The following is a 24,187-nucleotide window of genomic DNA, read 5'->3' on the forward strand; positions in this document are numbered from 1 at the left end:
CACCGGTCATTCCGAAGAACATCGCCAAAGAGCATTTTTTCGTTCTTGTGCCGTTGCAACGAGGCCAGGCTCCGTTTCCTCCGGTTAATGCATTCAGGCGAGAAACATCTTGTGAATGCAGGGTATGATTCGTATTCTTCAAGCTTGATAACAATCGTTTAGCCAAGAAAGGGATATATAGGAACATATATTCCTGTTGTGCGGGTAAATCTGACATTGATGTTAAGCAACGTTTTACGCATGATTGCATATCGGACAAAATATAGTTCAAAAATTGAATTACTTTTGTTCTAAAAGCATTTGGTGGTGGCCGTATGATCGTATTTTCAGATGAAAACCTAGAGGTGATACATCATTCCGGGTCGTCCCCCTATCTTCTCGTCACATTTAACGAGATGGACATGAGGGCGAACGGCAGTCGCTTCTGGGGGCAGAGATTGTGCGAGAAGGCCGACATTTCGGCGCTTGGTTTTATCAGTCGGCGGCCAAACTGGTTTCCGGCGGCAAGCGTCGTCAAGGCTGTCGAGGCCGCCGCGCCTATACTTCAAGCGGCATCGGAGCGGGTCCTCTATGGGCATTCGCAGGGCGGCTATGCGGCGTTGCGGTACAGGCGGCGATTCAATGCCACCGTGGCAGTCGCCTTTTGCCCGCAAGTCTCGATCGATCCGAAGGCCGTTCCTTTCGACGGCAGGTTTGCGCGTCATTTCTCGCCCGACCTTCATTCGAATATGGCCATCGCGCCTGATCACGCGGCAGGGCGGGCCTATCTGTTCTTCGATCCGTTTCACACCGTCGATCATCAGCACGCGGTTCGGATCGCGGCGCTACAGGAGAGGACCCGTCTGGTGCCTGTCCATATGACCGGCCACGGCACCGTTCGCGCATTTGCAGGGACGGCGCGCGCGCTGTCGCTGATCGAGGCTTGCCGCGGAGACGATCTTCCGGGTCTGCGCGGTCTCGCCCGTGCAGCGCGCGTGACTGCGCCGATGCGGCCCTATCAGATCGCCATGACGGCGATTGCTCGGCATCGGGCCTGGGCCGACCGGTTTCATGCGCGCTTCGGCCCGCATTTCTCCCCTGTCGAGCGGGCAAATTTCCTCTACCATCGGGCCAACCGCCATATTCGCGACGGGGAGCTTGTAACGGCGCGGGCCATGCTGGCGGAAGCCATGGCGCATCAGCCGGACAATATCGGCTTCGGTCGCCGGCTCGAGGAACTGGACGGCCGTATCGCGCGGCTCGGAGCGGCTGGTGCCGCAAAATCGTGATCCGAATGTTGCCCGGCCTGCCCGGACAAGGCCGACTTCGCCAGTCGGACCGCCTCTCAGCGGTTCTTGCGACGGATGTCTTAAAGCGCGGGCGAGAGAAGCTTGGGGCTCTCGGCGATCGCGGCATCGAGCTTCCGCCGCAGCAATGTGCGATAGAGTTTGACGTGTTCGCGAGCGCAGGCGGCGCGGTCGGCGGGCTGGCGCATGGAAACCCGCAGCCGCTCCCAGATTTTGCCATCGCCCAACACCTCGACGATGCGATCCGCGAGATCCTGGCTGCTGCCTGCGCGGAAGTGCAGGCCGTCCTTTCCGTCACGCACCTTCTCGGCCATTCCGCCGATATCGGAGCAGATCATCGGCCTGCGGTGGAGCAGAGCTTCCTGAATGACGACGGGCGAGTTTTCCCACCAGACGGACGGCAGAACCACCCAGTCGACGGAACGCATGAGACGCGGCACGTCTGCGTTCTGGTAGGCGCCGTAGAAGCGGACCCGGTGGCCGGCGTCGGCGATCAGCTTCTTCATACGGTCCTGGAATTCGGCCGGCTGTCGCTCGAGATTACCGCCGAAGATCATCAGGCAGGAGTCTTCGCCCCATATCTCCTTCGGGATGCGCGAGACCGCGTCGATCAGAAGATCGGCGCCCTTGAACGGCGTCATTTGTCCGAAATAGGCAAATCGATTGCGGCGCGGCTTGGGACCTTGAAACTCGCGCGCGGGCGCCGCTGTTTCCATGGCGATGCCGTTTTCGATCACGTTGATCTTGTCCCTTTCGATGCCCCATGCGGCGTAGCGATCCGCCAGGAACCGGCTGGGGGAGATGAAAGCGTCGGCAAGGCCGAGCATGCCGCGGGCGAACAGTTCCCGCTTCAGGAAGCGTGATACGGGGATCTCCGGAAAGCAGCCGTGGCAGGCGAGGGGGGACGCGGTTTCGCAGAGCTGCCCGGACGCCCGTTTCACCATCTGCCCGTGATTGTGGCAGATCGACAGATATTCATGGAACGTGACGATGATGGCGGCGTGCGGGAACGCTTCTCTCAAGGCATAGAGCGCTTCGAGGCCGATGCCGAGAACATGATGGAAATGGATGACATGGGGCCTGAGATCGCGCACAAATCGCAAAAGGTCCCGGCTGATCGCCTGCGTATCACCATTGGACAGGAAGAAGTGGTCGTAATCGTCTGTGTGGAACAGTAATTCGTCCTCCACGAGGCGCAGGCTCATCAGCGCGGATGCGGCGTGCCGCGGCACCGGGTGTCCGATCCGGGCCAGATAAACCGATTCCACGTTCGGCAATGCTTTCAGACCGAGATGAAGGTTGTGGGAGGCGATTTCCGCTCCGCCGAGGGAGACCGACGGATGGGCATGCGAGACGACAAGGACGCGAAGCTGCTCGTTCATGCGGGCCTCTTTTCCAGCTGCTTTTCAACGGCGAGGATAGGCAGCCATTGGCTCTTGAAGATTTTTCGATCGACCTCTTCTACCAAGGCCGTCATCGCAGGGCTGTCGCCGGCGCGTGCGTCGTCGCAGCCCCACATCTGCACGGACGGCAGCAAATAGGAGTCGTATCCGGACCGGCTGAGGCGCAGGCCGAGATCCAGACCCTTTTCCTGCCTGCCGAGATAGCCGCCGGAAAAGCCGCCCGCGCGCGACAGGGCGTCGCGGGGCATGACGCAGCATTCGAGCGAGGCCGCCGCGATGCTGGTCACCTTCATGTCGGTCACCGCTTTGAGCGGATATCCGGCGTAGCGGCCGACAACCGGTTGTTCGTCATTGCCGTCGTCGATCCAGCTTCCCGCCCAGCGAACCGAATGATCTTCGTACGCCAGGACGGGCGAGACTATGCTTCCTTTCATCGCCGAAGCCGCGGCCACGAGCTTGCCGTACCACCCTGTCCCGTGCGGGATCAGTGAGGCGGAGAGCGACACGACCGTTTCACACGAAAGCGCCTGCGTGCCCGCCTCCAGCATGTCGTAGACGTCGCCTGTCCCCTTCGTCGACACCAACCTGACCGAAAGGCGATAGAAGCGCGCGAGTTCCTTGAGGCGGGCGGCCTGCCTGCGAAACCGCTCGGCAGGCATGGCTATCACGATCGGCGCGCCTCGGGTTTCCGGGTCGAGCGCGAGCAGGGCGAGCAGCGGGGAGATGTCTTCCTCGCTCTCGCCTAAGCCGAGGACGATCGGCAAGCCTTTTTCTTCATCGAAGAAACCGGCATCCACGATCGTTTCGATGACCGGCACTGATCTTGCTGATGATCGTGTGAGGAACGGGACGATGTGTGTATCGACGATCGCCGGCAGCGCGCTGTTGGCGGGATCGATCGAGCCGATCTGGCGTAAAGCCGCCGAACGCGCCGCAAGGCGTGTCGGTTTTGCCGGCAGAAACGCGCGGCGCGAATCCTGTAGCGTCAGTTCGAAATAAAGGGGGGCACCGGGGTCTTCACCCGATAGCTGGGCGTGGGCGACGAAGCCGTGGGCGTGCTGATCTCCCGCAAGACCCGGCACAAAGTGGGCTTGGTCGCTGAAGCTGTCCGTGACGTCGGGGCGATCGAAGCATGTCCAGTGTTGGTCGAGGCGTGTGGCAGCGGCGCGCCGGCGCAGTCTAACCGTCGCGACGTGGCCATCGGGGTCGTAAAGCCAGCCGGAGATAAGGAGATTTCCCGCATGAGCCTCGAATAGGCCGTCTATCCCCATCCGGACGAGATAGGGCAGGCTGGAGAGGGTTTCCTTGCCCTCGAAGCTGTTGGCGGCGCCCCGCAGGGACAGGAGCACGTCCGGCGTGCCATGGGTGCGCATCAGAACCGAGCGGATATGCTCAGGGGTTTCCTGCGGATCGGCGATGCGCTTTCGAGGATGGACCGCAACATGCCTCCAACCGGCGCGCCCTCTAAAGATCAGACCTTCAATGTCGGAAGCGCAGGCAGCCTCGTCCGCCTTGACAAGGCCGACAAAACCCGCGGCTCCATCAGGAGCGTCGGGACGTGTAAAAGTGGCTATGCCGCATTCCGAAACCACCGGTGTCGCCCTTCCGATCAGGGACATCCGGCAAGGCCCGGGCGCCATGCCGCGGCTCCAGCCCTGCAGGAATGTGACGCCGTCATGGCTCTCGCCGATCAACTCAATGAAGCCATCGTTGGCTTGGGTCGTCTTTAAAAGCGCAGCTATGGCGAGAAGCCTGCGGCGGCTGAGATCACCGGTCATCAGAGCGTCCACGAGCCGGTTTATGACGGTGGCCGACTGAGATCCGGCGGACTCGAGCATAAGCGCGGCTGCTTCCTCCATTGAGGCAAGACGGGGCGCAAGGATGTAAGGCGCTCCCGTTTCCTTCTCTCCGAAGCGGATCGCGGCCATGGCAAGGTCGATGTCCCCTGCCGGAATCAGTGCCGCAAAGCCTTGGCTGGCCCGCGGTGAGGATGCGGTCAACCGCCATTCCGAGACAAATGCAGTTCGCTTGTCGGTCTGATCTTCGCCGACGCCAACCGTCACATCACCGGCCGGCACCTGGCCGAGGCCGATAATGAGCAGGGTTGTTTCGTCGATGCGGCAGCCGATAACCCTTCCGGAGCGCATCGCCCTGCTCGCCCCCTGCTTGGCGGGCGTTGGTTTGGCGACCAGGGGGCTGGCGACCAGGGGGCTGGCGACCGGAGGATTGATAACAGTGGAGGATTGTTCCGTAACCAACATGCCTTGCCCCTCCCTCGGTCAGATCTTGACAATCAGCGTAAGGCCGGCGCCTGCGGCAAATCCGACGAGAACGAACAGCAGCAAGAGCATGGGTTTGAATTCGGCGTTCGCCCGCTTCTTCAATGTATTCAGGTTCTTCTCCATCCCCGCCACGACCCCGTCCAGCCGCATCAGGTGGACATCGAGGTCGTTCAGTCGTTGGCTGACCTCCACCTTGAGGTTTTCGACGGCGTTGCCGATTTCAGTCAGGTCGGTGGTTTCGGTCTTGTCGGCATCGATTTCCGGTGCGCGCTGCAGGGAGCGCTGCGAGACCTGCAACTGCCGCTGCGACGCCATCAGCACATCAAGCTTGTCGAGCACTTTTGCCAGCGGCGCGGCGATCAGGGCTTCGGCCGCCTGTTCGTTCGGCTGCGGAACACGCAGAGCCTGTTCGGAACCGCTTCCATTGCGCGCCATGACGACGATATCGTTGGCGCGCGAATGGACAGGGTCGGGCAGCGTTATTTCGAATGCGTGTTTGCCGTCGCCGATACCGTTGCGCCGCAGGTCGGGACGATTGCGATCGGCAACGGCCTCGGCAATTAGCTTGCCATCGAGAAGGACACGGATGGTCAGCCGTTGATCCGGCGCCATCGGGTCGAATGCCCAGCCGAAAATCCTGCCCATGTCGACGGCGTCCACCCGGCCGTTCATCGGCTTGACGTTATCCTGTTCGGATGCGGCATCCGGTCGTTCGGCGGGACTGGTCATACGCTCTCCAATGCCTGAACCCGTGCCGTCTCCATCCACTTGAGATAGCGGCGGGCGGTCGTTTCGATGTCGTCGGGCTTGCGGGCGTTTTGCGCAAAAAGGTGCAGCATTTTCGGGTCTTCCACGATGTCGCGCATCGCCGCGGCGAGCGCCCGGGCATCGTTGGGTGGGACGGTCAGGCCGTTGACGCCATGCTCGACCATTTCAGCCATTCCGCCGATATTGCTGGCGATGACCGGGCGGCCCTGCGCCTGAGCCTCCTGAATGACCAGCGGTGCGTTCTCCCACCAGACGGAGGGAACGATGGTGCAATCGACCGCGGCCACCAGGTCGCCGATATCCTCGCGCCGATAGGGGCCTCGGGCCTGCACGGATCCTGATGTCTCGGCAAAGCGCCTGTTGATCTCCTCGACGAAGGTCTCGCTCTGGAAGGGCGCGCCGCCATGGACGCGAAGTTCGAAATCCAGGCCGTCGGCGAGAAGCTGACGCGCCGCCTCGAGCAAGACGGTCACCCCTTTCCAGGGGTTGAGATTGCCGAAATATCCGAAAACCGGCTTGCCGCCCTGGAGCAGATCTCTTCGCCCGCCGGTCTTGCGGGCGGGGATGCCATTGGGAATGACGCTGATCGAATCTTCGTCCAGTCCCCATTGCACGTAGCGATCCCGCAAGAAGGCGCTTGGCGAGACGAAGTGGTCAACCGTGCTCAACAGCGCCTTCAGGTGGCGTTCGCGCAACGCAAAGCGATCAAGCGGAATGTCCTTGAAGCAGGCATGGCAGCGGTCCGGGCTGGACTGGTGGCAAAGCTCCTTGCTGCCGGTGCGCACCATCAGGCCGTCATGATGGCAGATGGGGTAGTAGTCGTGGAGTGTCATGACGATCTGGCAATCGGGCAGGGTGCGGCGGACGATGTGGGGGAATTCGGCGCCAAGCAGCAGCAGGTGATGGAGGTGGACCACATCCGGCCGGAAATCGCGCAGCAGTTCGGCTATGTCAGGCACGACGCCATAGAGGTCGATCTGGCTCATGAAGAAGCGGTCGAAATGTCCCGACCACAGCAGGATTTCGTCTCCCGCCGAGCCGATGCTCTGGAAGCTCGTGCCTGGTCTTGCTTCGCGATGAATCTGGTTTGTGGCACCGAGAAAAAGAGCTTCATGGCCCTCGCGCTGATAGGCGCGAAACAGATCATGAGCGAATATCTCGGTTCCGCCCGGATGAAGCGACGGATGGTTGTGGGCAGCGACCAGAATGCGCTTGCTCATCGGCCATTTCCCCGACGCTTCGCCACAATGAAATCCTGATGGTGGGCCGCCTTGGTACCGCGCCAATGGCCAAGCGATTTCAAGGCGATGGAGAGGCCGGCCCGTTCGAGCGCCTTGTCGAGAAAGCCGTCTTCGAAGCCGACCGCCGCAAGTGGCGCCTGGTTGGGTACGAACCAGCACGGGCTTTCGCCATAACGGCGAAACGCAAGGCGCGGATCACGCCGCCCTTGCTCGTTTGCCGCCGCGATCCTGTCGACCACGAAGGCCGTCATGAACAGGCGTCCGCCGGGTGACAGGACCCTGCGAACCTCGGCGAGGTAGACGAGGACTTCCGCGGGGGGCAGGTGCGTGACCACCGACGTCATGATGATGAAGTCGAAATGGTGATCCGGAAAGGGAAGCCTCAGGACCTTGCCGCTGACCTTGCCGTTCGGATTGTAGAGTTCGTGGGCGATATCCAGTCGCTGGAAGGCGAAATTGGGATAGGCGGGCGTGATCGTTCGCTGGCACCAGTCGATGCCGCCCTCGACAGGATCGATGCCATCGTAGCGGCTCGTCTGCGGATCGAGATACTGGGTGAGCGGCACGGCCATCCGACCGATACCGCAGCCGATGTCCAGTACGCGGGCCTCTTCGCGCAGACCGCCGATACGGATGAAGTGTCCGAGAAATTCCGCGCCTATCGTACGAAAATCACCGTCACCGACGAACACATTGGTGGGTTCCGGCTGCGGCAGAAAACGGTTGCCCCGAACGGCTTCGAGCAGCCAGCGAACACGGTCCTCATCAACCAGCCGAACCGACTTGGGAGGGTGCACGAGTGCTGCCTGTGTCACGCTGCGTTCCTTTCCCGGTCTCTGCCGTCCGTGGCGGCGGGGCGATCCTGGTCTCTGCCGAATTGGTTTGCCATCAAGTCGGTAATGTCGTCTTCCCAGCGCTGCGTGTGCAGCCATGAATTGTATTGGCTGGCAACGCCGCGCATATAATCCTGGCTACGGCGGATCGAGCGGCGCTCGAAATGATACAGGCAGGCGGCCGGCTCATAGGCGATCTGGAGCCCGAGGCGGCGGATCTTGAGGCAGAGATCACTGTCCTCGTAGTCGCCGATCACGTAGTCCTCGGTGAAGCCGCCGACACGCTCGTAGACGACCCTGCGGCTCACGAGGCAGGCGCCGGTGACGCCGGGAACTTCGCGGGCTTGTTGGGCGGGAGCATAGTCGCCGGGCATGCCCTTGTTGAAATGGTGGTTCAACCAGACCCCGCGCTGGTCGCGGCCAAAATACAGGCCGGCATGCTGCAGCGATCCGTCTTCGAAGAGCAGTTTCGGGCCGATGGCGCCAAGCCTGCTATTTTCCAGCAACGGCTGCGACAGGAGCTGAAGCCAACCTGGGCCCCTTGGCACGACATCCGAATTGAGCATGACCAGAATGGCGCCTCGGGCAAAACGTGCGCCGGCATTGCAGGCCCGTGCGTAGCCGCTGTTGCGGTTCATGACGACCAGCTTCATCGGCAGCCCGTGCAGGAGGTGCAGGCCGCCCAGCATATGCTCCGTCTCATCCTGGATTTCCGGTGAATCGAGGACGAAGATGATCTCGGCATTGGCGACGAGCCACGGATCGGTGGCCATTCCCGACAGCTGGAAGCGCAGGAAATCGAGAACCTTATAGAGGGGGATGACAATTGAAACGAGGGGTGGGGTTTCGGGCAGGCTGTAGTCCTTGGTGAAATCCACCTCTATGGTCTTGCCCAATCGCCGTTCTATGTCCTGCAGGGCGGGCGCGAGGATCGTGCGGAAGGCGCTGTCGACCGCATGCTGCGGCGGCACGGCGCGCAGGACATGGTTTCGCTGCGTTGCGGGCTCGAAAGGCTGCGGCTTCGGTATCAGCGGCCTGACGGCTCCCGAGGCAAGGCGCAACTGAAATCTCGGCTGCAGGAGCGGGCCGGGGGATTCCGTCAGCGGTATCCAGGCAACGAAGCCGGTTACATCGGTCTTGCTCTTCTCGTCCTTGCCTTCCGCCCATGCCGGGAATTTATAGCTGTTTGCGTCAAGCGGCACGGCCGTGCCGTCCTCCTTGACGTAGTCGATGCCGGCGAAGGCGGATGATGGCGCATGAAACCAGCCGCCTGCCAGAAGGCCGTCGTCGAGCGTCAGGGCGAGATCGACCTCTCCGGATGGATGCATCGACGACTTGGCTATCCGGGTTGCAGGCAACGGGGCGTTGACCTGAAGGTCGATCGCCGTCGCGGCACTGCCTTCCGGCAAGGTGGCGAGGCAACGGACGATCATTTCGCGCAGTTCCACCGCCTCACGGTTTTTGCTCCACCAGTTCTGAAGGCTGGGATGGCGAGGTTTGTCCTCGGCAAGCTGGCGGATTGCGGCACCGTTCTTGCTCAGGAGGACGATCAGAAACGGAGGAGAGGGAAAAGGCGCCTCTGCGATGAAATGGCAGGGTTGCAGGCCGCTCTTTGCTTTGCGCCCGAGGACAGGCCTTGCGGCCATGCGTGCGATCGATATCGCGCCGATCGCATAGATCGCTATAATGTCGCCGAGGTCAGGGTTGATCGCCGTCTCGATCAGATGGCGGCCCTGGGCAACTTGGCAGACGACGCTGGCCGCCTGCGGTTCGGGCACGAGCGCATGAAGAGCGTCTTCAACGATCATGTGGAATAGATGGTCGCCGGTGATGCGGAAGGCGCTTCGCCAGACCGTCAGCAGGTTGTTGACGAACTTGATGCGGGAACCCGGTGCAAGATCCGCAAACAGCGCTTCCACGTCGAGAGGTGCGAGCAGGCGTGCCGGCTGCATGACGACGGTTTCGACGATACCACCCTGTTCCGTGCAGATCTCGACATTCACCGGCTGTTGTTCCGGTCGCATTGCCCAGAACATGCGGTGTCTTCCGTGGCCGAGTGAAAGCATCATGCTGACCAGCGGTACGGGCGACCGTTCCAGCGACAACAGGTACTTGGTGGTTGCGGGAAGTGGCGGGGGGAGATCCCAGACCAGGATTGCCAAATCCGCGCCGAGCCGAAAGGTTTTTGCGTTTCTGAAAACGCCAGTGCCGTCTATCGCTTCGTCGAACGTCACATGCTGCCCCTCTGAATCGGAGTTGCGCGCCCCGCGGGAGGAGGCAGGACGCGCAGAAATCATGCTCAGTGAACCGTGAAATAGTTCTCGGGATTGGCATGAATGTCGTCAGCGTCGACATTGACCAATGTGAGCGTATCGCCATGGCCGAGATCGACGACGACATTGCCGCCGACCTGCGTGATGCGCGAGGCCAGATCGTCCGGCGAAGTCACGTCGAGGCCGTTGATGCCCTTCGATATCTGCAGGATATCCTCGCCAGCGGTGAAATCGAGAATGACGTCATTGCCGCCGCCGCCGCCGAAGACGAAGACGTCATTGCCAGCACCGCCGGCCAGGAGGTCATTGCCAGCGCCGCCGTCAATGACGTCGTTGCCGCCGCCGCCGTAGAGGATGTCAGCACCCTTGCCGCCGGACAGAAGGTCATTGCCATGCCCGCCGAGCAAGGTGTCATTGCCCTTGTCGCCGTAAAGAAGATCATCACCCCAGCCGCCGACAAGGTTGTCGTCGCCAGCTTCACCGTTCAACAAGTCGCTACCCTCGCCGCCGAACAGGGAATCATGTCCCTTTCCGCCGAACAGGATGTCGTCACCCTCACCACCGAACACCATGTCGTGCCCGTTGCCGCCGCTTACGAAATCATCGCCCGCATGGGCGCGGATGAAGTCGTTGAAGCGGGAACCGAACAGGGCATCGTCGTATGCTCCGCCTTCCAATGTGGCCATCTGCCTCTCCTCTTCAGGTTTGTATGAGTGCGTTGTCGGCGCAGGGTGCGACGATTTCGCGCTTGAAATGTGCACTGCAAAAAACGGAAGCGCAAGCATCACCAGAGGCTAAAATGTCAGAAGTTGGGAAATATATTTCCCATATTGAATACTAATGGCACATTGCTTCGATAATCGTCCGCATTACAGATTAAAATTTCTGCATTTTACTTCGAAACAAATTCAATATTTGAAATATTTGCTGCTATGCGGCATTTCCTGCGGCCCGGATACTAATCTTCCCGGAAGGCGCGATTGAAGCTTTCGAGGACGGGAGAGGTGATGTAGTCGATCGCGCGGCGTGACGCGTGGATGATCAGCACTTCTGCCGGCATGCCGGGATAGAGGCGCACATCAGGGTTTGCCTTGAGCGATGCCGGGTCGAGTTTGGCGCGCGCGACGAAAAACGCACTGTTTGATTTCTCATCGACCGACTGGTCCGCGGCGACATACGTGACTGTACCTTCCATCGGCAGGCGGGACCGTTGGTTATAGGCCGTCAGCCGGACCTGGGTATGCGAGCCCACGGCGATGCTGTCGATATCGCGAGGGTTGACGCGCATCTCGACCAGCAGCGGCTCGTTTTCCGGAATGATCTCGAGCAACGGCTGGCCCGGCGTGACCGCGCTGCCGGGGGTACGCAACAGGATGTTGCTGATGATGCCATCCTGCGGAGAGCGGATTTCAAGCCGCCGCAACACGTCCTTGGAAGCAGTGATCTGTTGTTCGACGTCGGCGAGATCGACGCGTGCGGTGGTGATTTCGCCGGCAATCGTCGACTGGAAGTCGCTTTCGATCCCGGTCATCGCAAGCTGTGCGCCGGCTGCGGCCTTTTCGGACTGGGCCTTGTTGCCGACGAGTTCGCCCCGTTGCCTCGCGAGATCGCTGAGCCTGGAGTCGATCTCGATGACCTGGGTCCGCGGTACGGCGCCTATCTTCACCAGTGAGTCCATCGACGCGCGATGTTCCCGGATGAAGCCGATTTGCCGGTCGATCGCCTCGATCTGGATCTCGTATGAGGCTGCCAGTTCCAGATGTTCCTCGATCGTCTTCCTCTGGACCTCGATGCGTCCGACCTTGGTTTCGCGCCGCCTTTCAAAAAAAATCGTCTCAGCCCTGACGGAGTCATCGATCGTGACATCCCAGGCGTCGCCGAAATCGCTTGGAAAACTGATTTGCGGCGCGTCATTCTGTTCGGCTTTCAGTCGAGCCAGTTTGGCGATCAGGCCAATGCGCCGGGCCTGGAGCGACCGGAGGCTGGAACGGGCGCGCGTATCCTCCAGTTCGACCAGGGGCTGACCGGTGACAACCTTGTCGCCCTCCTGCACCAGCAATCGGTTCATCACGCCGCCTTCGAAATGGCTGATGGTTTTTCGTTTCGAATCGACGATCACCGTGCCGTTGGCGACCGTCGCGCTGTTGAGCTCGACCGAAAACCCCCAGGCAAAAAATCCGCCGAAGGACACCAGGATCGTGGCAAGCCCCGCAATCACGAGGCCGCGCAGCGGTGAACGGTTGTCAAACTGGTCGGACTCGAGGTTCGATGGGTCGGCATCCGGCAAGGCCGGCTGATATCGCTGAATTTGGCGCTCGGAAAGATCGGCGCGGATCGCGAGCGGCTTTTTCTCAATCACGAAAGGTTTCTGGCCGGTCATATCGCGGCGACCTCCCGGGTTGTTTCGCCCGGCATCGTGGCCGCAACCACGGACGTCCGTGGCCCGAACTGGGTGATGCGGCCGTTTTCAAGCACGAGCAGCTTGTCGGCGACCTGCATGATGGCCGGCCGGTGAGCGATAATGATGACGATGGCGCCACTTTCGCGGGCGCGCTCGATCGCGCGGATAAGGGCCCGCTCGCCGATCGCGTCCAGATTTGCGTTCGGTTCGTCGAGCACGATGAGGCGAGGCTGGTCGTAGAGGCAGCGGGCCAAAGCGATTCGCTGCCGCTGGCCTCCGGAAAGGGTCAGATGTCCGTCGCCGACCGGCGTGTCGTAGCCGAGCGGCAGGCGCCCGACCATTTCATGGATGTCGGCCAGCCGCGCCGCCTCCAGTACCTTGTATGGATCGCTGTCTGCCATTCGCCCGATGTTTTCCCGAATGGTGCCTTCCAGAAGCGAGACGGATTGCGGCAGGTATCCAACAACCCGGCCGAATGAACTGCGCTCCCACAGATAGGTATTGTTGCCGTCGAGGAAGACGCCGCCGGATGTCGGGCGCAGAATGCCGACCAGCAGGCGCGCAAGGGTCGACTTGCCTGCGGCGGAAGGGCCGATCACACCCAAGACCTCACCCGGAGAAAGGGAGAAGGAAATGCCCTTGATGATCGGCACATCCAGCCCGGGGGCTGCGTAAATAAGCTTATCGACCACGATGTCGCCCGACGAATGCGGCGTCGGCATCGTCTGGCGGATCGCAACGTCCGCCGTCAGCATGGCCTCAAGACGATGCCAGGCCGCTGCCGCCAGCACCCATTGCCGCCAATTGTCGATGAGCGAATCGAAGGGAATCAAGAGGCGCCCAACCAGGATGCTCGATGCCATCATCGCGCCGGGCGTGATTTCCTGCTGCAGCACCAGAAATGCACCAGCTGCCAGGGTGATGATCTGGATGCAATAGCGCAGGCTGCGGGTAATGGACGACATTGCCTTGCTCCTGCTCCCGCTCGTTTCAAAGGCGATGAGGGCCTGGAGTTGCAGGGCTCGCCAACGGGCCGCCAGGGCTGGCAGCATGCCCATTGCCTCGATTGCCTCGGCATGTCGCAGCGATGCGCCAATCTTCGACACCGCCTCGATATTCGTCTGGTTGGCCTCCTTGGTGAGCTGGCGTGTCAAAATGTCCGTAATCAGCCCGCCGCAGAGGAGCAGGGCGGCGGAAACGGCTCCGATAAGACCGAAAAGCGGATGCAAGAGGAAAAGGGCGCCGAGGAAAATCGGTGACCATGCCGCATCGAGGGGCGCGCTGACTGCCGACGAGGTCAGGAAAGTTCGCAATTCCGAGATGTCGCGAAGCGACTGAGTCGCACGCGTGAGGCCCTGGTCGACCGAGGCCTGAACGGCGGCCGCAAGGACAGGCATGTTCAGCCGGCGCACAAGCGCGCCTCCCATGGCCTGGAACGAAAGTGCACGGATGAATTCCAGAACACCAAGCACGACCAGGGCGCCCACGGCCAGGATGGTGAGCATTCCAAGCGTGTCCATGCTCTGACTGTTGAGTACCCGGTCATGCACCTGCAGCATGAACAAAGGCATCGTCAGTTGTAATAAATTGAGGCACACGCTGAGCGCCGCGGCATAAAGCAGCCCTGAGAAAAATACACGCTTTGCTTGTGCTACCAGCAACCCTGGGCTGGTCTGTTTCAAGCCTCCCCGGATTTTCCCCTTGCCAGTTGTCTCATTTTGAACAGTATCGCGCATGGCAATTTGTCCTGGTTAACGTTAGATCAATCAGTCGATGGACGTATTTGGTTATAGCGAAACCGAAGGATAGTATTGCTTCCTCCAATCTGGCACATAACGGAGGGCTTATGCAAGCTCATGGCGATAGGGGGGATTGGGCGTATTTGAATATTACTTCAATTTTTGAAGTAGTTTCCTGAAACGGAGAGTGGGATGAAAGAAGAAGTTGTGCTTAATTTGCCTGTAGAGCTGAACGGCGAAGTGACAGTTCAAATGGGCCAGACGGCACAGACAAACCCCAAGCATCCTCAGGATGCCGAGTTTGGGGACCTCCAGCAGGTGACATATTTCGAGCTCGCTCGCCTCATGGAGCGGGCAAGCCGGCGCTTCTCGGGCCTGATCCGCGCGGAGCTGACCAGGCTTCGGGTCGACGATATCGGGCCGGCACAGGCGATGATCCTGCTGGCGATCGGTGATTCGGAGCTTTCGGTCGCCGAGCTTCTGGATCGGGGGCATTATGTCGGCTCCAACGTTTCCTACTACCTGAAACAGCTTGGTGATGGTGACTACATCGATCGGGTTGCCTCCCAGCGCGACAAGCGGTCCGCCCGCATCAAGTTGACGGAGAAGGGGCGGCAGCTCAGGGCAAATCTCCGGGACGCAGCGATGGCCTATGAGCGCGCGGTGAATCGTGGCGACCAGGAACAGCGGATGCTTGAAACGGCCTTTCAGACACTGCATCAGCTCGAACTGGCCTGGGGTCGTACCCCACGCTACGGCGTTTGAGTGGTGGGTGAGGGCATGCCCCTGGCCGTGGGGGAATAGACGCGATGCACGTGGCGTTTGTTCATCGGCGAGGTTTCGGTCAGTTCGCTGCCCTGGCGGCCCAACTCGCGCAGATGGGCAATGAGGTCAGCCTCGTCACCGAGACCATAGATCAAAAGATCCCTTCCGTTCGCGTCGTCCGACATCGAGCGGAAGCGGGCCCGCGTGCAGATCCGCATATGGCCCGACACATGGGTACTCCTGATCACCATGCGCGAATCGGCCATCGCGTTGCCGAGACGCTTGATGCCATGGTGCGGCAGGGGATGGTGCCCGATGTCGTCGTCGGCCATATAGGCTGGGGAAGCATGATGTTCCTGAAGGATGTGCTCCCGCGGGTCCCCGCATTGGGGTATTGCGAGTTCTTCTACCGGTCGGAAGGGGCCGATATCGGGTTCTCCCCCGACGATCGACCTGATCTGGAGACGCGCAAGAGACTGCGGCTGCGCAATATCGCGCAACTCCTCTCCCTCGAGGCCATCGAGGCCGGCATAAGCCCCACCCAATGGCAGAGAAGTCTTTATCCCGCCGACGCCCAGGGGCGCATTTCAGTGTGCCACGAGGGGATCGATACGGCGCGGTTTCGACCGGACCCGACAGCTTCGGCCACACTTCCGGACGGGCGCGTGCTGAGTGCCGATGGTCCTCCCATCGTCACCTTTGTCGCGCGCGATCTCGAACCGTATCGCGGATTCCCGCAGGTTCTGGCGGCTGCCGCCAAGGTCGTGCGCCAACGCCCCGATGCTCTGTTCGTGTTCGTCGGAGGAGACGGTGTCAGCTACGGCGTGCCGCCGCCGGGCGGTGGGGCGTGGAAGGATCATCTCCTCAAGTCGCTGGACATGCCACGGGAGAATATCGTCTTTCCCGGCCCGGTGCCGCATGCGGTCTTGCGGCAGCTCTACCAGATCTCCTCCGCGCATCTGTACCTGACCTATCCCTTCGTCCTGTCCTGGTCGGTGCTCGAGGCGATGGCCTGTGGCGCGCTGGTCATCGGATCGGATACCGCACCCGTTCAGGAGGTCATACGTTCAGGCAAGAATGGCATTTTGGTGCCATTCTTCGATACGGATGCACTTGCCGAGACCATTCTCGGCGCTCTGGCGAATCCGGAACGTCACTTCGGGATGCGCCTTGCGGCCCGCCGGACAGTCGAGAGGCGTTTTCGGCTGACGGAATGCCTCGATCGTCAGAAAAACATCATTGAAAAACTCACCGGAAGGTCGTTCCGAGACGTTAAAGGAATGATAACGTAATTATTACTTCAATTTTGAAAGTATATTCCGAAATCATTTCTTTGAATCAGCTAAATTTTGTTATTGTGCACTGCAATGTTAGTTGTTAGGCTTCCGATAGAGTGCTCCGGATGACTTTGATAAAGTTTGGTTATCCGGAATATTTGTTCTTTGTTGCAGGGCAAATCTTCAGGGGCGGTGTGTGCTAAATTTGACGTCTTCCGGCATTGGAAAACAACTGGTGACGAGAAAGCTGATCGCGGCATCGGCCCGGGATCGGTCCTGCTTCGAAGGAAGTGATGTCGAACATCAGGTCGTTTTCCTCGATGCCGATGGCCTTCCTCCGGTGACATTGCAGAATGCTTTTCCGTTGGTCGCCATCGCCTATTCGGACGAGGGCGAGGCGGATCTGCAGGCGGGTATGGCGCTGCTTGGGCCGTTGGGCACGGTCCCTGCCGTTCCCATCCGGCGGCTTGATCCCGCAAACATGCCGGAAAGCCTCCAGCTTCTGCAGGCGCTGACCGAAGGTAGCGTCGGCCGGCTTGCGCGATACAGTGCCTCGATTACCTCGGAGCTTGCGATCCTGCGAAGGGAACGAGAAACGCTGCTGGAAAACTACCGGGCGCTCGAAGACGCGTTCCAGGCGCGAAACTGGGAGCCGGTTTCGGAGATCTTCTCCCACGATCCCTATGCCGATCCAAAGGACGAGGGCATCGGGCCGTTGCTTGCCGCAGCCTTTATCGAGCAGCTTTTACCGGTATCCAGCCTCGGCGTGGCGGGGTTTGCCCTTCACTTTCACTCGGTGCCCAGAATCAGTGGAGAGCTTGTCGTCGCGTTGAGTTATCTCGAGAGCGGCGAAGGGGTTGCCGAGTGGACCGTCCCCTATGCGCAGCTGGTGCCGAACTGGAATTTCTTCTCGCTGCCGCGTGCCTGTGGAGGAGCTGCGCGCACGTTGCGGCTGCGGATCTCGGCGACGGGGCCGGAAACCGTTGGCCTTTCGCTTGGCTATCCGATCGCCGGCGAACGTTATTCGGCGCGCTCGGAACTTCCGCATCCGGATCTCGACCTGCGTCCGCTGGCATTCAAGGTGTTCACGGGGTTGCCCGGGGTCAAGCCCACCAGGACCCCCAACATGATAGCGCCGAGCAACCTGCTCGAAGGCCAGTACACTGTCGACTATCGTCTGGCGGTCGCAACGCTCAGTCAGATCGCCGACGTGTCGGTTACACCCATCGTCCCGGAATTCCAGACGGTGCGCTTCCTCGAGCACGAGCATGCCATCGTCTGCCATCCATTGCCAAGCGGCATATCAGCCGGCGCGGTCAGCCGCGCCGTCGAGGCGGGAACGATATCCTTTTCGGTGAGCGCCTTTATCGATCATCCGGAAGGTAAGCCCGCGGCGGTCAGCTTCCTGCTTGCGCCGGCAAATTCGAATGCGCGTTCCGAAGTCGCCGAGATCGCGCGAAAGGGCACGGCCAGGCCATCGGCATTCTTCAGCGGATGGCGCGAAGTCAGCTCCAGCGAGGTCGTCAATATCAACATTCAGCTGGACGAGCCGGTACGCGGCCCGATGGATCTGGTGATCCTCAGCCGCGCAGTGACGGATTCTGTCGACTTCTCCTGGCTTAAAGTGTCCGGCTTCAGAATGGTCAAACAATTTACGGAGGCCGCCGATGTCCGGTAACAGGGAACCAGCGGACCTGATCGCTGTGGCCATGCCTCTCTACGGTCACGCGGCACTTGCTCTTGAGGCGATCGAGTCGGTGCTTGCCTCGAATCCCGGCAACTGCCGGATTGTCATCGTCGTCTCTGTCGACGGCGATCCGCGGCACGAGACGTTCGATCAGCTGCTGCTCTACGCTGCGGCCAACCCTTCCGTCCATGTCATATTCGGCCGGAACGCGGGCCCGGGTGGTGCGCGCAATCGCGCCATCGATTTCGTCATCGATCACTTTCCCGAGGCGAAGGCCGTCTATTTCCTCGATGCCGACAACCGCATCCTTCCCGGCACGATCAAGACGCTTTACCAGCAGCTCGTCTCCAGCGGCTGCGGCTGGGTTTACACGAATATCGACACATTTTCGGTCAGCTGGCGCGCCCATTACGGCAATCGCTATTCGCGGCTGGTGCACTGCATCACCGACAATATCTGTGATACGGGATCGATGATCTCGATCGAGGTTTTTAAGGACGGCGTCCGCTTCAATGACGACCGACAGAACGGTTTCGAAGATTGGGAATTCTGGCTGTCCTGCATCGAGCACGGTTTCGTCGGCATGCCCTGCCACGACACCGTCTTCGAATACAGGCTGAGGGCGGAAAGCCGCTTCAAGGAGGCGAACCGCGACCGCGCCACATCGGTCAGCTTCCTGCGCAAGCGCCACATGCCGTTGTTCCAGCGCCCGATGCTGGTGGATTTCGAGCACGAGGACTGCCCACGCTACCTGTTCGCGCGGACGGAAGATACGGCGATCTCCTTCTTCACCGATCCCACCAAGCCACCGACGATGCTTCGCCTCGACGATATAATCCCGGCCTTCTGGGGCAATATCGGCGAGCCGGACAATGAACATTTTCCGCCATTCCTGGTCGCCGGAAGCGGCGCGGCGCTCGACCTTCTGCGGCGCTCGCGCATGCTGCCGAACGTGCTTGCTCATCTCGAGCGTCTGAGCGAGGTGAGCAACGTCGTCTTCGTCCAGCTCGCCAACGATGCCGCCCAACGCAAGATCGAGCCGGTCATTCATGGGCCAGGCGCCCAAAAAATCGGTCCCGCCGATCTCGTTTTCCTGTCGACCCGGATCGCCCAGGACGTGGTTCAGAACAACGCCGTGGACTGGTTCGCCTCGATCGCAAGCCAGCAGGTATGGCCGACATCGGCTGTTCTGAAAGTGCGCTTCCCTTTTCCAAGAAGCCTCCCGCGCCGCTCTCTCATCACGCCTCAGCAGGTGATGATCAATTGCCTCAACGCAATCGCCTCAAGCCCCCTCCGCGAGACAGCGGGCAGGCGGTGGACCTGGCGTCCCGCGCGGCTCGTGCCCTATACCGATCTCCACAAGGCGCTGCGCAAGGAGATCGGAGGTTCGCCGGTCCTGCCGCTCGGGCATAACGAGGGCAAGCGCACCGTGGCGTTGCTGGTGCCGAACGCCTCGTTCGGCGGGGCTGAAAAGGTCGTTTATGCCGCGGCCCGGGAGTTGAGCGCGGCCGGTTATGAAACCCACCTCTTCGTGCTCGGCACGTCCCGGATGGACGTGATCGACGAATTCGATTCCAGCTTCGACTACATCCATTTTTGGGAGGCGGGAATTCCGGCCTGGGGAGGGTCGGGTTCTTTCCTGGGGCAGGACTTCATCGCCGAGGAGCATTCGGTCGACTGGCAGGCGCTCAAAGGGCAGCTTTCCGGCTTCGACCTGGTGATCAACAATCACGTGATGGCCGTCCATCCTCTTATCGCGCGACTGCGCTCCGAAGGCACGCGCACGGCCTGCTATCTGCACGTCGTGGACAATACGGCCTTCAAGAGGCCCGCCGGCCAGCCCTTCGCAGCGATCGCCCACGAGCATTGCTACGATGCGTTCCTCACCTGCTCTGAACAGCTCAAGACCTATCTGCACAGCTACGGTGTTCCGCACGAGAAGGTCTTCGCCGTTGCGAACGGCGCGAGTTTTTCGGTGCCGCCCAAAGCCTTGGCGGAGGTTCTGGCCGTCAGGCGGATTGAGCGCAAGGATGACCGCTTGCGGATTCTTTACATGGGCCGGTTTGACCAACAGAAGGGTATCGACAGGCTGGCGGCAGTGCTCGCGGAATTGCGGGCCTCCAACGTCGCCTTCGACGGCAGGGCCATCGGAGGGGAAATTCTCGCCGATTCCAGGGTCTCCTGGAGTGAACGGCTGAAGGATCTCGGCGTCGACGTGCGCCCGCCGGTCTTCGCGAGCAAGGATCTCATCAAGGCGCTCGGCTGGGCCGATGTTCTCCTCATGCCGTCACGGTGGGAGGGTGCTCCGCTGATGATCGCCGAGGCGCAGCAACTCGGCTGTGTGCCCATCGCAACCGCGGTTGGCGCGGTGGATGAGCTCATTTGCGATGGCGAAGACGGCATACTGATCAACGCGGCTTCCGATCCTCAGATGGTGAGGGAGATGGCGCGGATTATTGAGGAAATTGCGCGCAATCGCGGCAGACTTGCGCCACTGATGGAGGGCTGCATCAGAAGCGCCGCGCACCGATCATGGACTTCCTCCTTCTCGGAGTTCATCTCGTGGAGCGATCGGTCCGTGAAAAATTCGTCACTGTCCCGCGCCGCGATCTTTCGCGAGCAGGCGACGTCAAACCCCGTGGTCGCGGCAGCTGGCTGATTGCCGGGCCGCTTCTTTGAAACAGAAAGGTCTTGTCGAATGCGTCCGCGAATTCTCGTGACGGGTATTCCTGGTCACTACACGCGCCTTGCCAACGGCGCCCATGGTTCGTCCGTCTCCTATTCGGAGCGGCAGAAGCAACCGGAAACGAAAGAGGAGTTCCTGCAGGAGCTGAGAAACATCAGCAATACCGGGAACTACCTCATCGGCGAAGGCGCCCTGCGGGCGCTCGCGCCGCATGCCAAGCAGGTTCCCTTCTGGCATCTCTACAATCTGAGCAAGAGCGGCAGCGGGTTCGATGAGTTCAACGCCAATTTCGACATCTGCGTCTTCACCTGCGCGAACCTGTTGCGCAAGGGGCTTTCCGCGGATGCAGAGGCGGATGTGCTGAGCCGGCTCAACATGCCGATCGTCATGCTGGGCATCGGGTTGCAGAACCGCAAGGACCTGGAAAACAATCTTCCGGAAGGAACGAAGCGGCTTCTGGCCGTCCTGAAGGAGCGAGAGCATTATTTCCTGACACGCGGCTACGAGTCCGCCGGCTTCCTGAAGGATCAGGGTTTCTCCTTCGTGCGCCCGACCGGCTGCCCTTCCGTCTATTTCATGCCGGACAACATGCGCCGGTCGATGAGGAAGCTGTCGAGCGTCAAGATCGGCAAGGCGAAGACCATTTTTTCGGGCTATCTCGGCGGCAATCAGGATGCGATCCTGGATGCGAACGCGCTCGCCCCGCAAGATACCGTACCGCCATACGTCGTGCAGGACGAGTTCCTCCACTTCGATATGAAGGTGGAGCCCAATGACGAGGGGCGTGTCTATGATTCCGCGTCGGGCCGGATGATCGGCGATCTGACCTATCCCGGCACTGAACGGGAGAAGCAGCGGTTCGAGGTTCGCACCTTCTTCGACAACAATCAGTGGCGCGGCTGGGCCTCCTCGATGGATTTCAATTTCGGCCGGCGTTTTCACGGTTCGATCATCGCCATGCAGGCGGCTGTGCCCAGTCTGATGGTGGCGGTGGACGACCGCATGCGCGAGATGCTGGGCTTCACCGGCCTGCCGGCTGTCGACATCACGGAGGTCGACAAGGCGGAAAACCGCGCCGAGTTTGTGGCCGACCATCTGACGCAGCTCAACACGAGCGAACTCGCCGACCGGTATTCCGATCGCGAGAGCGCCTTCCGCACCACGCTTCGCGAAATCGGCATCGGTCTTTAGCGAGGCCCTATCCAAGGGCCCGCGGGCCATCACCCTTCGGTTCAGAGGACAGTCATGCGTATCTTGCTTACGGGCATTCCATCCTATCTGCAGCGGACGATTGCGGACGTCTCCGGCACGACCGTTATCCATCGGCCCTATTTCGACGAGACGAGGACAAAAAAGGATCTGATCGCGCAGGTCAGGAAGATCGCCAATACCGGCAACTATCTGATCGGCGAGGGAGCGGCCGAGAGCCTGCGCGGTCATAACGTCACCTATCTGCCGTTCTGGCATCTGGCCAACAATCGGGACTCGAACGAGATTTTCGAGCAGCTGAACCGCGAATTCGATCTTTGCGTCTTCGCCTCCGCCAATCTGCTGCGTCCCGGCTATTCCGCCGACCTTGAGGCGGAAATCTTCGCGAAGCTGACGATGCCGGTCGTGGTGATGGGCATCGGCATCCAGCGCAAGGAGGGGCTCAAGGATCAACTGCCGGCCGGTACGCTCAAGTTCCTGGACGTGTTGCGCAACAAGGAAAGTTTCTTCCTCACGCGCGGTTACTTCACCGCCGAGTTCCTGAGGGAGCAGGGGATGAAGTTCGTCAAGCCGACGGGCTGCCCGTCACTCTATTTCTCGCCGAACGATATGAAACGTTCGCTGACCGCGCTCGCCAACCCGGCGCTTGCGGAAGCCCAGAAGATCGCCTTCGGCGGCTATCTTGGCAGCGTTGCCGATACCATCGTCGATGCCCACGCACTGCTCAAGCCCGACAGCGTCGCAAGCTATGTCGTCCAGGACGAACTTGTCGCCTACAACCTTTCCCTGACCGGCGGCGACAGTGATATCGCCTATGACCGGTCGAGTGCGCGCATCACCGGGGGCACGGAATACAAACATTCGGAGAAATGGCAGCGAAAATACGAGTTGCTGGTCTATTTCGATACCAACCAGTGGCGCGGGGCGATGTCCGAGCGCGATCTCTGCTTCGGCCGCCGCTTCCATGGTTGCATCATCGGCATGCAGGCCGGCACGCCCGCCCTGATGATCGCCGTCGACGACCGAATGCGCGAGATGCTGGAATTCATCGGCTTCCCCTATATCGAGGCCTCCACCTGGAACAGGGAGACGGACAAGCGCGCCTATCTCGCCAACTTCCTCGGCAAGATCGACACGCAGGCCGTGATCGACCGCTATTCCGCCTGCGAGGCGAATTTCCGCAGTGCTCTGGGGCAGATCGGACTTTGAGCGGATGAAGGTGGCGGTGCGGATGCGGGCGATCCTCGCCTTTGCGCTGGCGGTGTTCTGGGCGTTTGCCCCGGTGCCGCCGGCGGGCGCGGGCGATGAGCCCGCCGCTCGCATCGGCGTCAACCGGGTAAACCTCGCCTGGCTTTCTCGTGCGGACCAGGAACGTATCCTCAAGGAAATCGCGGCGAGTGGCATAACCCATGTCCGGCTTTCGCTGTCCATGCCCGTGGACAAGAGCATCGACGCGCTCGAAATTGCGGACCGGCTAGGGCTGAAAGTCCTTCTCGAGATCCAGCTCGGCAACAAGGATTATTATCCGCCGGCGGTGCGTCCCCGCACCGGGTTCGGCCGTATCTGGGATGTTCAGCGGCTTTCGGATCTTGACCTCGATCTTTACCGGTCGCAGTTGCGCTCGGCCCTTCGCCGCATCGACGGCATGGGCATCCGCATCGACGCCGTTGAGCCCGGAAACGAGATAAACTACAGCGCCTACAACGGCGACCTCGCCGTCTACGAAAAGCCCGGGCGACGGACGCCGCGCAACGTTTCGGAAGTCGCAGACCGCACGGCCTTCGGGCGCGGGCTAGACGCCTATGTCGGCGCCCTCCGCATCACTCGGGAGGAGTTGCTGTCGACGGTTCACAGCCGCGATGCGCTTTTGATTTCCGCCGGGCTCTCCGATGTTGGCACAAGCGAGGCCGATAGCCGGGGCATGGAACGGCTCGACCCCGGCGAATTCATTTCACTCCTGCAAGAGCGGGGGATCGATGCGCTGGTCGACGGCTATGGAATTCATCTCTATCCGGGACGCAAGGACGATGCGGCGCTGGCACACTATGTCAGAACGCTTCTCGGCTTCTGCCGGCCTGAAGGGGAGGGCAAGCCGTGCTGGGTGACCGAGTGGGGCCTTGCCAACACTGCGCTTTCCTGCCCCCTGGACGATCGCGAGCGGGAAGGGGCGGTTCGTGCCGTGCGCCGCAGTTTTGAAGAGCTGATGGATGGAAGACGGCTGAGAGCAGCCTTCTATTATGACTGGGACACCCAGCCGGTCTACAGCGTCTGGCGTTGCGGCGCCTTAAGCCCGGCCGGCGTCGCGGCCACGAAAAACGGGAAACGGTGACGTGAGGT

The 24,187-nt window shown here is 60.9% G+C and carries 17 protein-coding genes; 8 read left to right on the top strand and 9 right to left on the bottom strand.

What is annotated here, in order from left to right; genetic code table 11:
* Positions 1-314: 314 nt before the first annotated feature.
* Positions 315-1,268, top strand: coding sequence for an alpha/beta hydrolase (locus ACZ9EJ_RS25795; RefSeq protein WP_046630177.1), 954 nt, complete (start codon positions 315-317; stop codon positions 1,266-1,268).
* An 80-nt stretch (positions 1,269-1,348) separates the two neighbouring features.
* Here ACZ9EJ_RS25795 and ACZ9EJ_RS25800 read toward each other — a convergent pair whose 3' ends face one another.
* The 9 genes from ACZ9EJ_RS25800 to ACZ9EJ_RS25840 form a co-directional block, all read right to left on the bottom strand.
* Positions 1,349-2,668, bottom strand: coding sequence for a glycosyltransferase family 4 protein (locus tag ACZ9EJ_RS25800; protein ID WP_046630178.1), 1,320 nt, complete (start codon positions 2,666-2,668; stop codon positions 1,349-1,351).
* The gene (locus tag ACZ9EJ_RS25805; RefSeq protein WP_080954097.1) at positions 2,665-4,950 is read right to left on the bottom strand and encodes a glycosyltransferase family 2 protein; all 2,286 of its coding nucleotides are present in this window, start codon (positions 4,948-4,950) and stop codon (positions 2,665-2,667) included. The genes ACZ9EJ_RS25800 and ACZ9EJ_RS25805 overlap by 4 nt, the downstream gene beginning before the upstream one ends.
* Before the next feature lie 18 nt (positions 4,951-4,968).
* Entirely contained in the window at positions 4,969-5,700 is a 732-nt protein-coding gene (locus ACZ9EJ_RS25810) for a hypothetical protein (RefSeq protein WP_046630180.1), read from the bottom strand.
* Complete coding sequence (locus ACZ9EJ_RS25815) at positions 5,697-6,959, bottom strand: glycosyltransferase family 4 protein (protein WP_046630181.1); 1,263 nt, start codon at positions 6,957-6,959, stop codon at positions 5,697-5,699. The genes ACZ9EJ_RS25810 and ACZ9EJ_RS25815 overlap by 4 nt, the downstream gene beginning before the upstream one ends.
* Entirely contained in the window at positions 6,956-7,795 is an 840-nt protein-coding gene (locus ACZ9EJ_RS25820; protein ID WP_046630182.1) for a class I SAM-dependent methyltransferase, read from the bottom strand. Before ACZ9EJ_RS25820 ends, ACZ9EJ_RS25815 begins: the two co-directional genes overlap by 4 nt.
* Complete coding sequence (locus ACZ9EJ_RS25825; protein WP_046630432.1) at positions 7,792-10,047, bottom strand: glycosyltransferase family 2 protein; 2,256 nt, start codon at positions 10,045-10,047, stop codon at positions 7,792-7,794. Before ACZ9EJ_RS25825 ends, ACZ9EJ_RS25820 begins: the two co-directional genes overlap by 4 nt.
* Positions 10,048-10,112: 65 nt before the next feature.
* Entirely contained in the window at positions 10,113-10,772 is a 660-nt protein-coding gene (locus ACZ9EJ_RS25830; RefSeq protein ID WP_046630183.1) for a calcium-binding protein, read from the bottom strand.
* 272 nt (positions 10,773-11,044) lie between these two features.
* Positions 11,045-12,445, bottom strand: a complete 1,401-nt coding sequence (locus tag ACZ9EJ_RS25835; RefSeq protein WP_370649753.1) for an HlyD family type I secretion periplasmic adaptor subunit — start codon at positions 12,443-12,445, stop codon at positions 11,045-11,047.
* Between the two features lie 17 nt (positions 12,446-12,462).
* Positions 12,463-14,223 (bottom strand): type I secretion system permease/ATPase, encoded by a 1,761-nt coding sequence (locus ACZ9EJ_RS25840; RefSeq protein WP_046630185.1) that lies wholly within the window; start codon positions 14,221-14,223, stop codon positions 12,463-12,465.
* A gap of 255 nt (positions 14,224-14,478) precedes the next feature.
* On the opposite strand from ACZ9EJ_RS25840, the gene ACZ9EJ_RS25845 reads away from it, so the two are divergent.
* The 7 genes from ACZ9EJ_RS25845 to ACZ9EJ_RS25875 all read left to right on the top strand — a co-directional run bounded on the left by ACZ9EJ_RS25845 (position 14,479) and on the right by ACZ9EJ_RS25875 (position 24,179).
* On the top strand, positions 14,479-14,991 hold the full coding sequence (locus ACZ9EJ_RS25845; RefSeq protein ID WP_046630186.1) for a MarR family winged helix-turn-helix transcriptional regulator: 513 nt from the start codon (positions 14,479-14,481) through the stop codon (positions 14,989-14,991).
* Positions 14,992-15,035: 44 nt separating this feature from the next.
* Positions 15,036-16,283: a glycosyltransferase family 4 protein gene (locus tag ACZ9EJ_RS25850; protein WP_046630187.1), complete on the top strand. Its 1,248-nt coding sequence runs from the start codon at positions 15,036-15,038 to the stop codon at positions 16,281-16,283.
* Between the two features lie 181 nt (positions 16,284-16,464).
* Positions 16,465-17,946: a DUF6212 domain-containing protein gene (locus ACZ9EJ_RS25855; RefSeq protein ID WP_046630188.1), complete on the top strand. Its 1,482-nt coding sequence runs from the start codon at positions 16,465-16,467 to the stop codon at positions 17,944-17,946.
* Positions 17,936-20,614: a glycosyltransferase gene (locus tag ACZ9EJ_RS25860; RefSeq protein WP_046630189.1), complete on the top strand. Its 2,679-nt coding sequence runs from the start codon at positions 17,936-17,938 to the stop codon at positions 20,612-20,614. Before ACZ9EJ_RS25855 ends, ACZ9EJ_RS25860 begins: the two co-directional genes overlap by 11 nt.
* Before the next feature lie 39 nt (positions 20,615-20,653).
* Positions 20,654-21,832 carry a polysaccharide pyruvyl transferase family protein gene (locus ACZ9EJ_RS25865; protein WP_046641001.1) on the top strand — a complete coding sequence of 393 codons (1,179 nt, stop codon included), beginning with the start codon at positions 20,654-20,656 and terminating at the stop codon, positions 21,830-21,832.
* Between the two features lie 54 nt (positions 21,833-21,886).
* Positions 21,887-23,059 (top strand): polysaccharide pyruvyl transferase family protein, encoded by a 1,173-nt coding sequence (locus tag ACZ9EJ_RS25870; RefSeq protein WP_046630191.1) that lies wholly within the window; start codon positions 21,887-21,889, stop codon positions 23,057-23,059.
* Positions 23,060-23,081: 22 nt separating this feature from the next.
* Positions 23,082-24,179 carry a hypothetical protein gene (locus ACZ9EJ_RS25875; RefSeq protein ID WP_046630435.1) on the top strand — a complete coding sequence of 366 codons (1,098 nt, stop codon included), beginning with the start codon at positions 23,082-23,084 and terminating at the stop codon, positions 24,177-24,179.
* Positions 24,180-24,187: the final 8 nt, after the last annotated feature.

Source organism: Neorhizobium sp. USDA 3394 (genome assembly GCF_056280385.1).

Bases quoted from the DNA above. Each gene is read 5' to 3' on its own strand.
- ACZ9EJ_RS25805 (WP_080954097.1), bottom strand. From the start codon at position 4,950: ATGTTGGTTACGGAACAATCCTCCACTGTTATCAATCCTCCGGTCGCC.
- ACZ9EJ_RS25875 (WP_046630435.1), top strand. From the start codon at position 23,082: ATGCGGGCGATCCTCGCCTTTGCGCTGGCGGTGTTCTGGGCGTTTGCC.
- ACZ9EJ_RS25850 (WP_046630187.1), top strand. From the start codon at position 15,036: ATGCACGTGGCGTTTGTTCATCGGCGAGGTTTCGGTCAGTTCGCTGCC.
- ACZ9EJ_RS25830 (WP_046630183.1), bottom strand. From the start codon at position 10,772: ATGGCCACATTGGAAGGCGGAGCATACGACGATGCCCTGTTCGGTTCC.
- ACZ9EJ_RS25800 (WP_046630178.1), bottom strand. From the start codon at position 2,668: ATGAACGAGCAGCTTCGCGTCCTTGTCGTCTCGCATGCCCATCCGTCG.
- ACZ9EJ_RS25815 (WP_046630181.1), bottom strand. From the start codon at position 6,959: ATGAGCAAGCGCATTCTGGTCGCTGCCCACAACCATCCGTCGCTTCAT.
- ACZ9EJ_RS25795 (WP_046630177.1), top strand. From the start codon at position 315: ATGATCGTATTTTCAGATGAAAACCTAGAGGTGATACATCATTCCGGG.
- ACZ9EJ_RS25865 (WP_046641001.1), top strand. From the start codon at position 20,654: ATGCGTCCGCGAATTCTCGTGACGGGTATTCCTGGTCACTACACGCGC.
- ACZ9EJ_RS25860 (WP_046630189.1), top strand. From the start codon at position 17,936: ATGTCCGGTAACAGGGAACCAGCGGACCTGATCGCTGTGGCCATGCCT.
- ACZ9EJ_RS25870 (WP_046630191.1), top strand. From the start codon at position 21,887: ATGCGTATCTTGCTTACGGGCATTCCATCCTATCTGCAGCGGACGATT.
- ACZ9EJ_RS25845 (WP_046630186.1), top strand. From the start codon at position 14,479: ATGGGCCAGACGGCACAGACAAACCCCAAGCATCCTCAGGATGCCGAG.
- ACZ9EJ_RS25810 (WP_046630180.1), bottom strand. From the start codon at position 5,700: ATGACCAGTCCCGCCGAACGACCGGATGCCGCATCCGAACAGGATAAC.
- ACZ9EJ_RS25840 (WP_046630185.1), bottom strand. From the start codon at position 14,223: ATGCGCGATACTGTTCAAAATGAGACAACTGGCAAGGGGAAAATCCGG.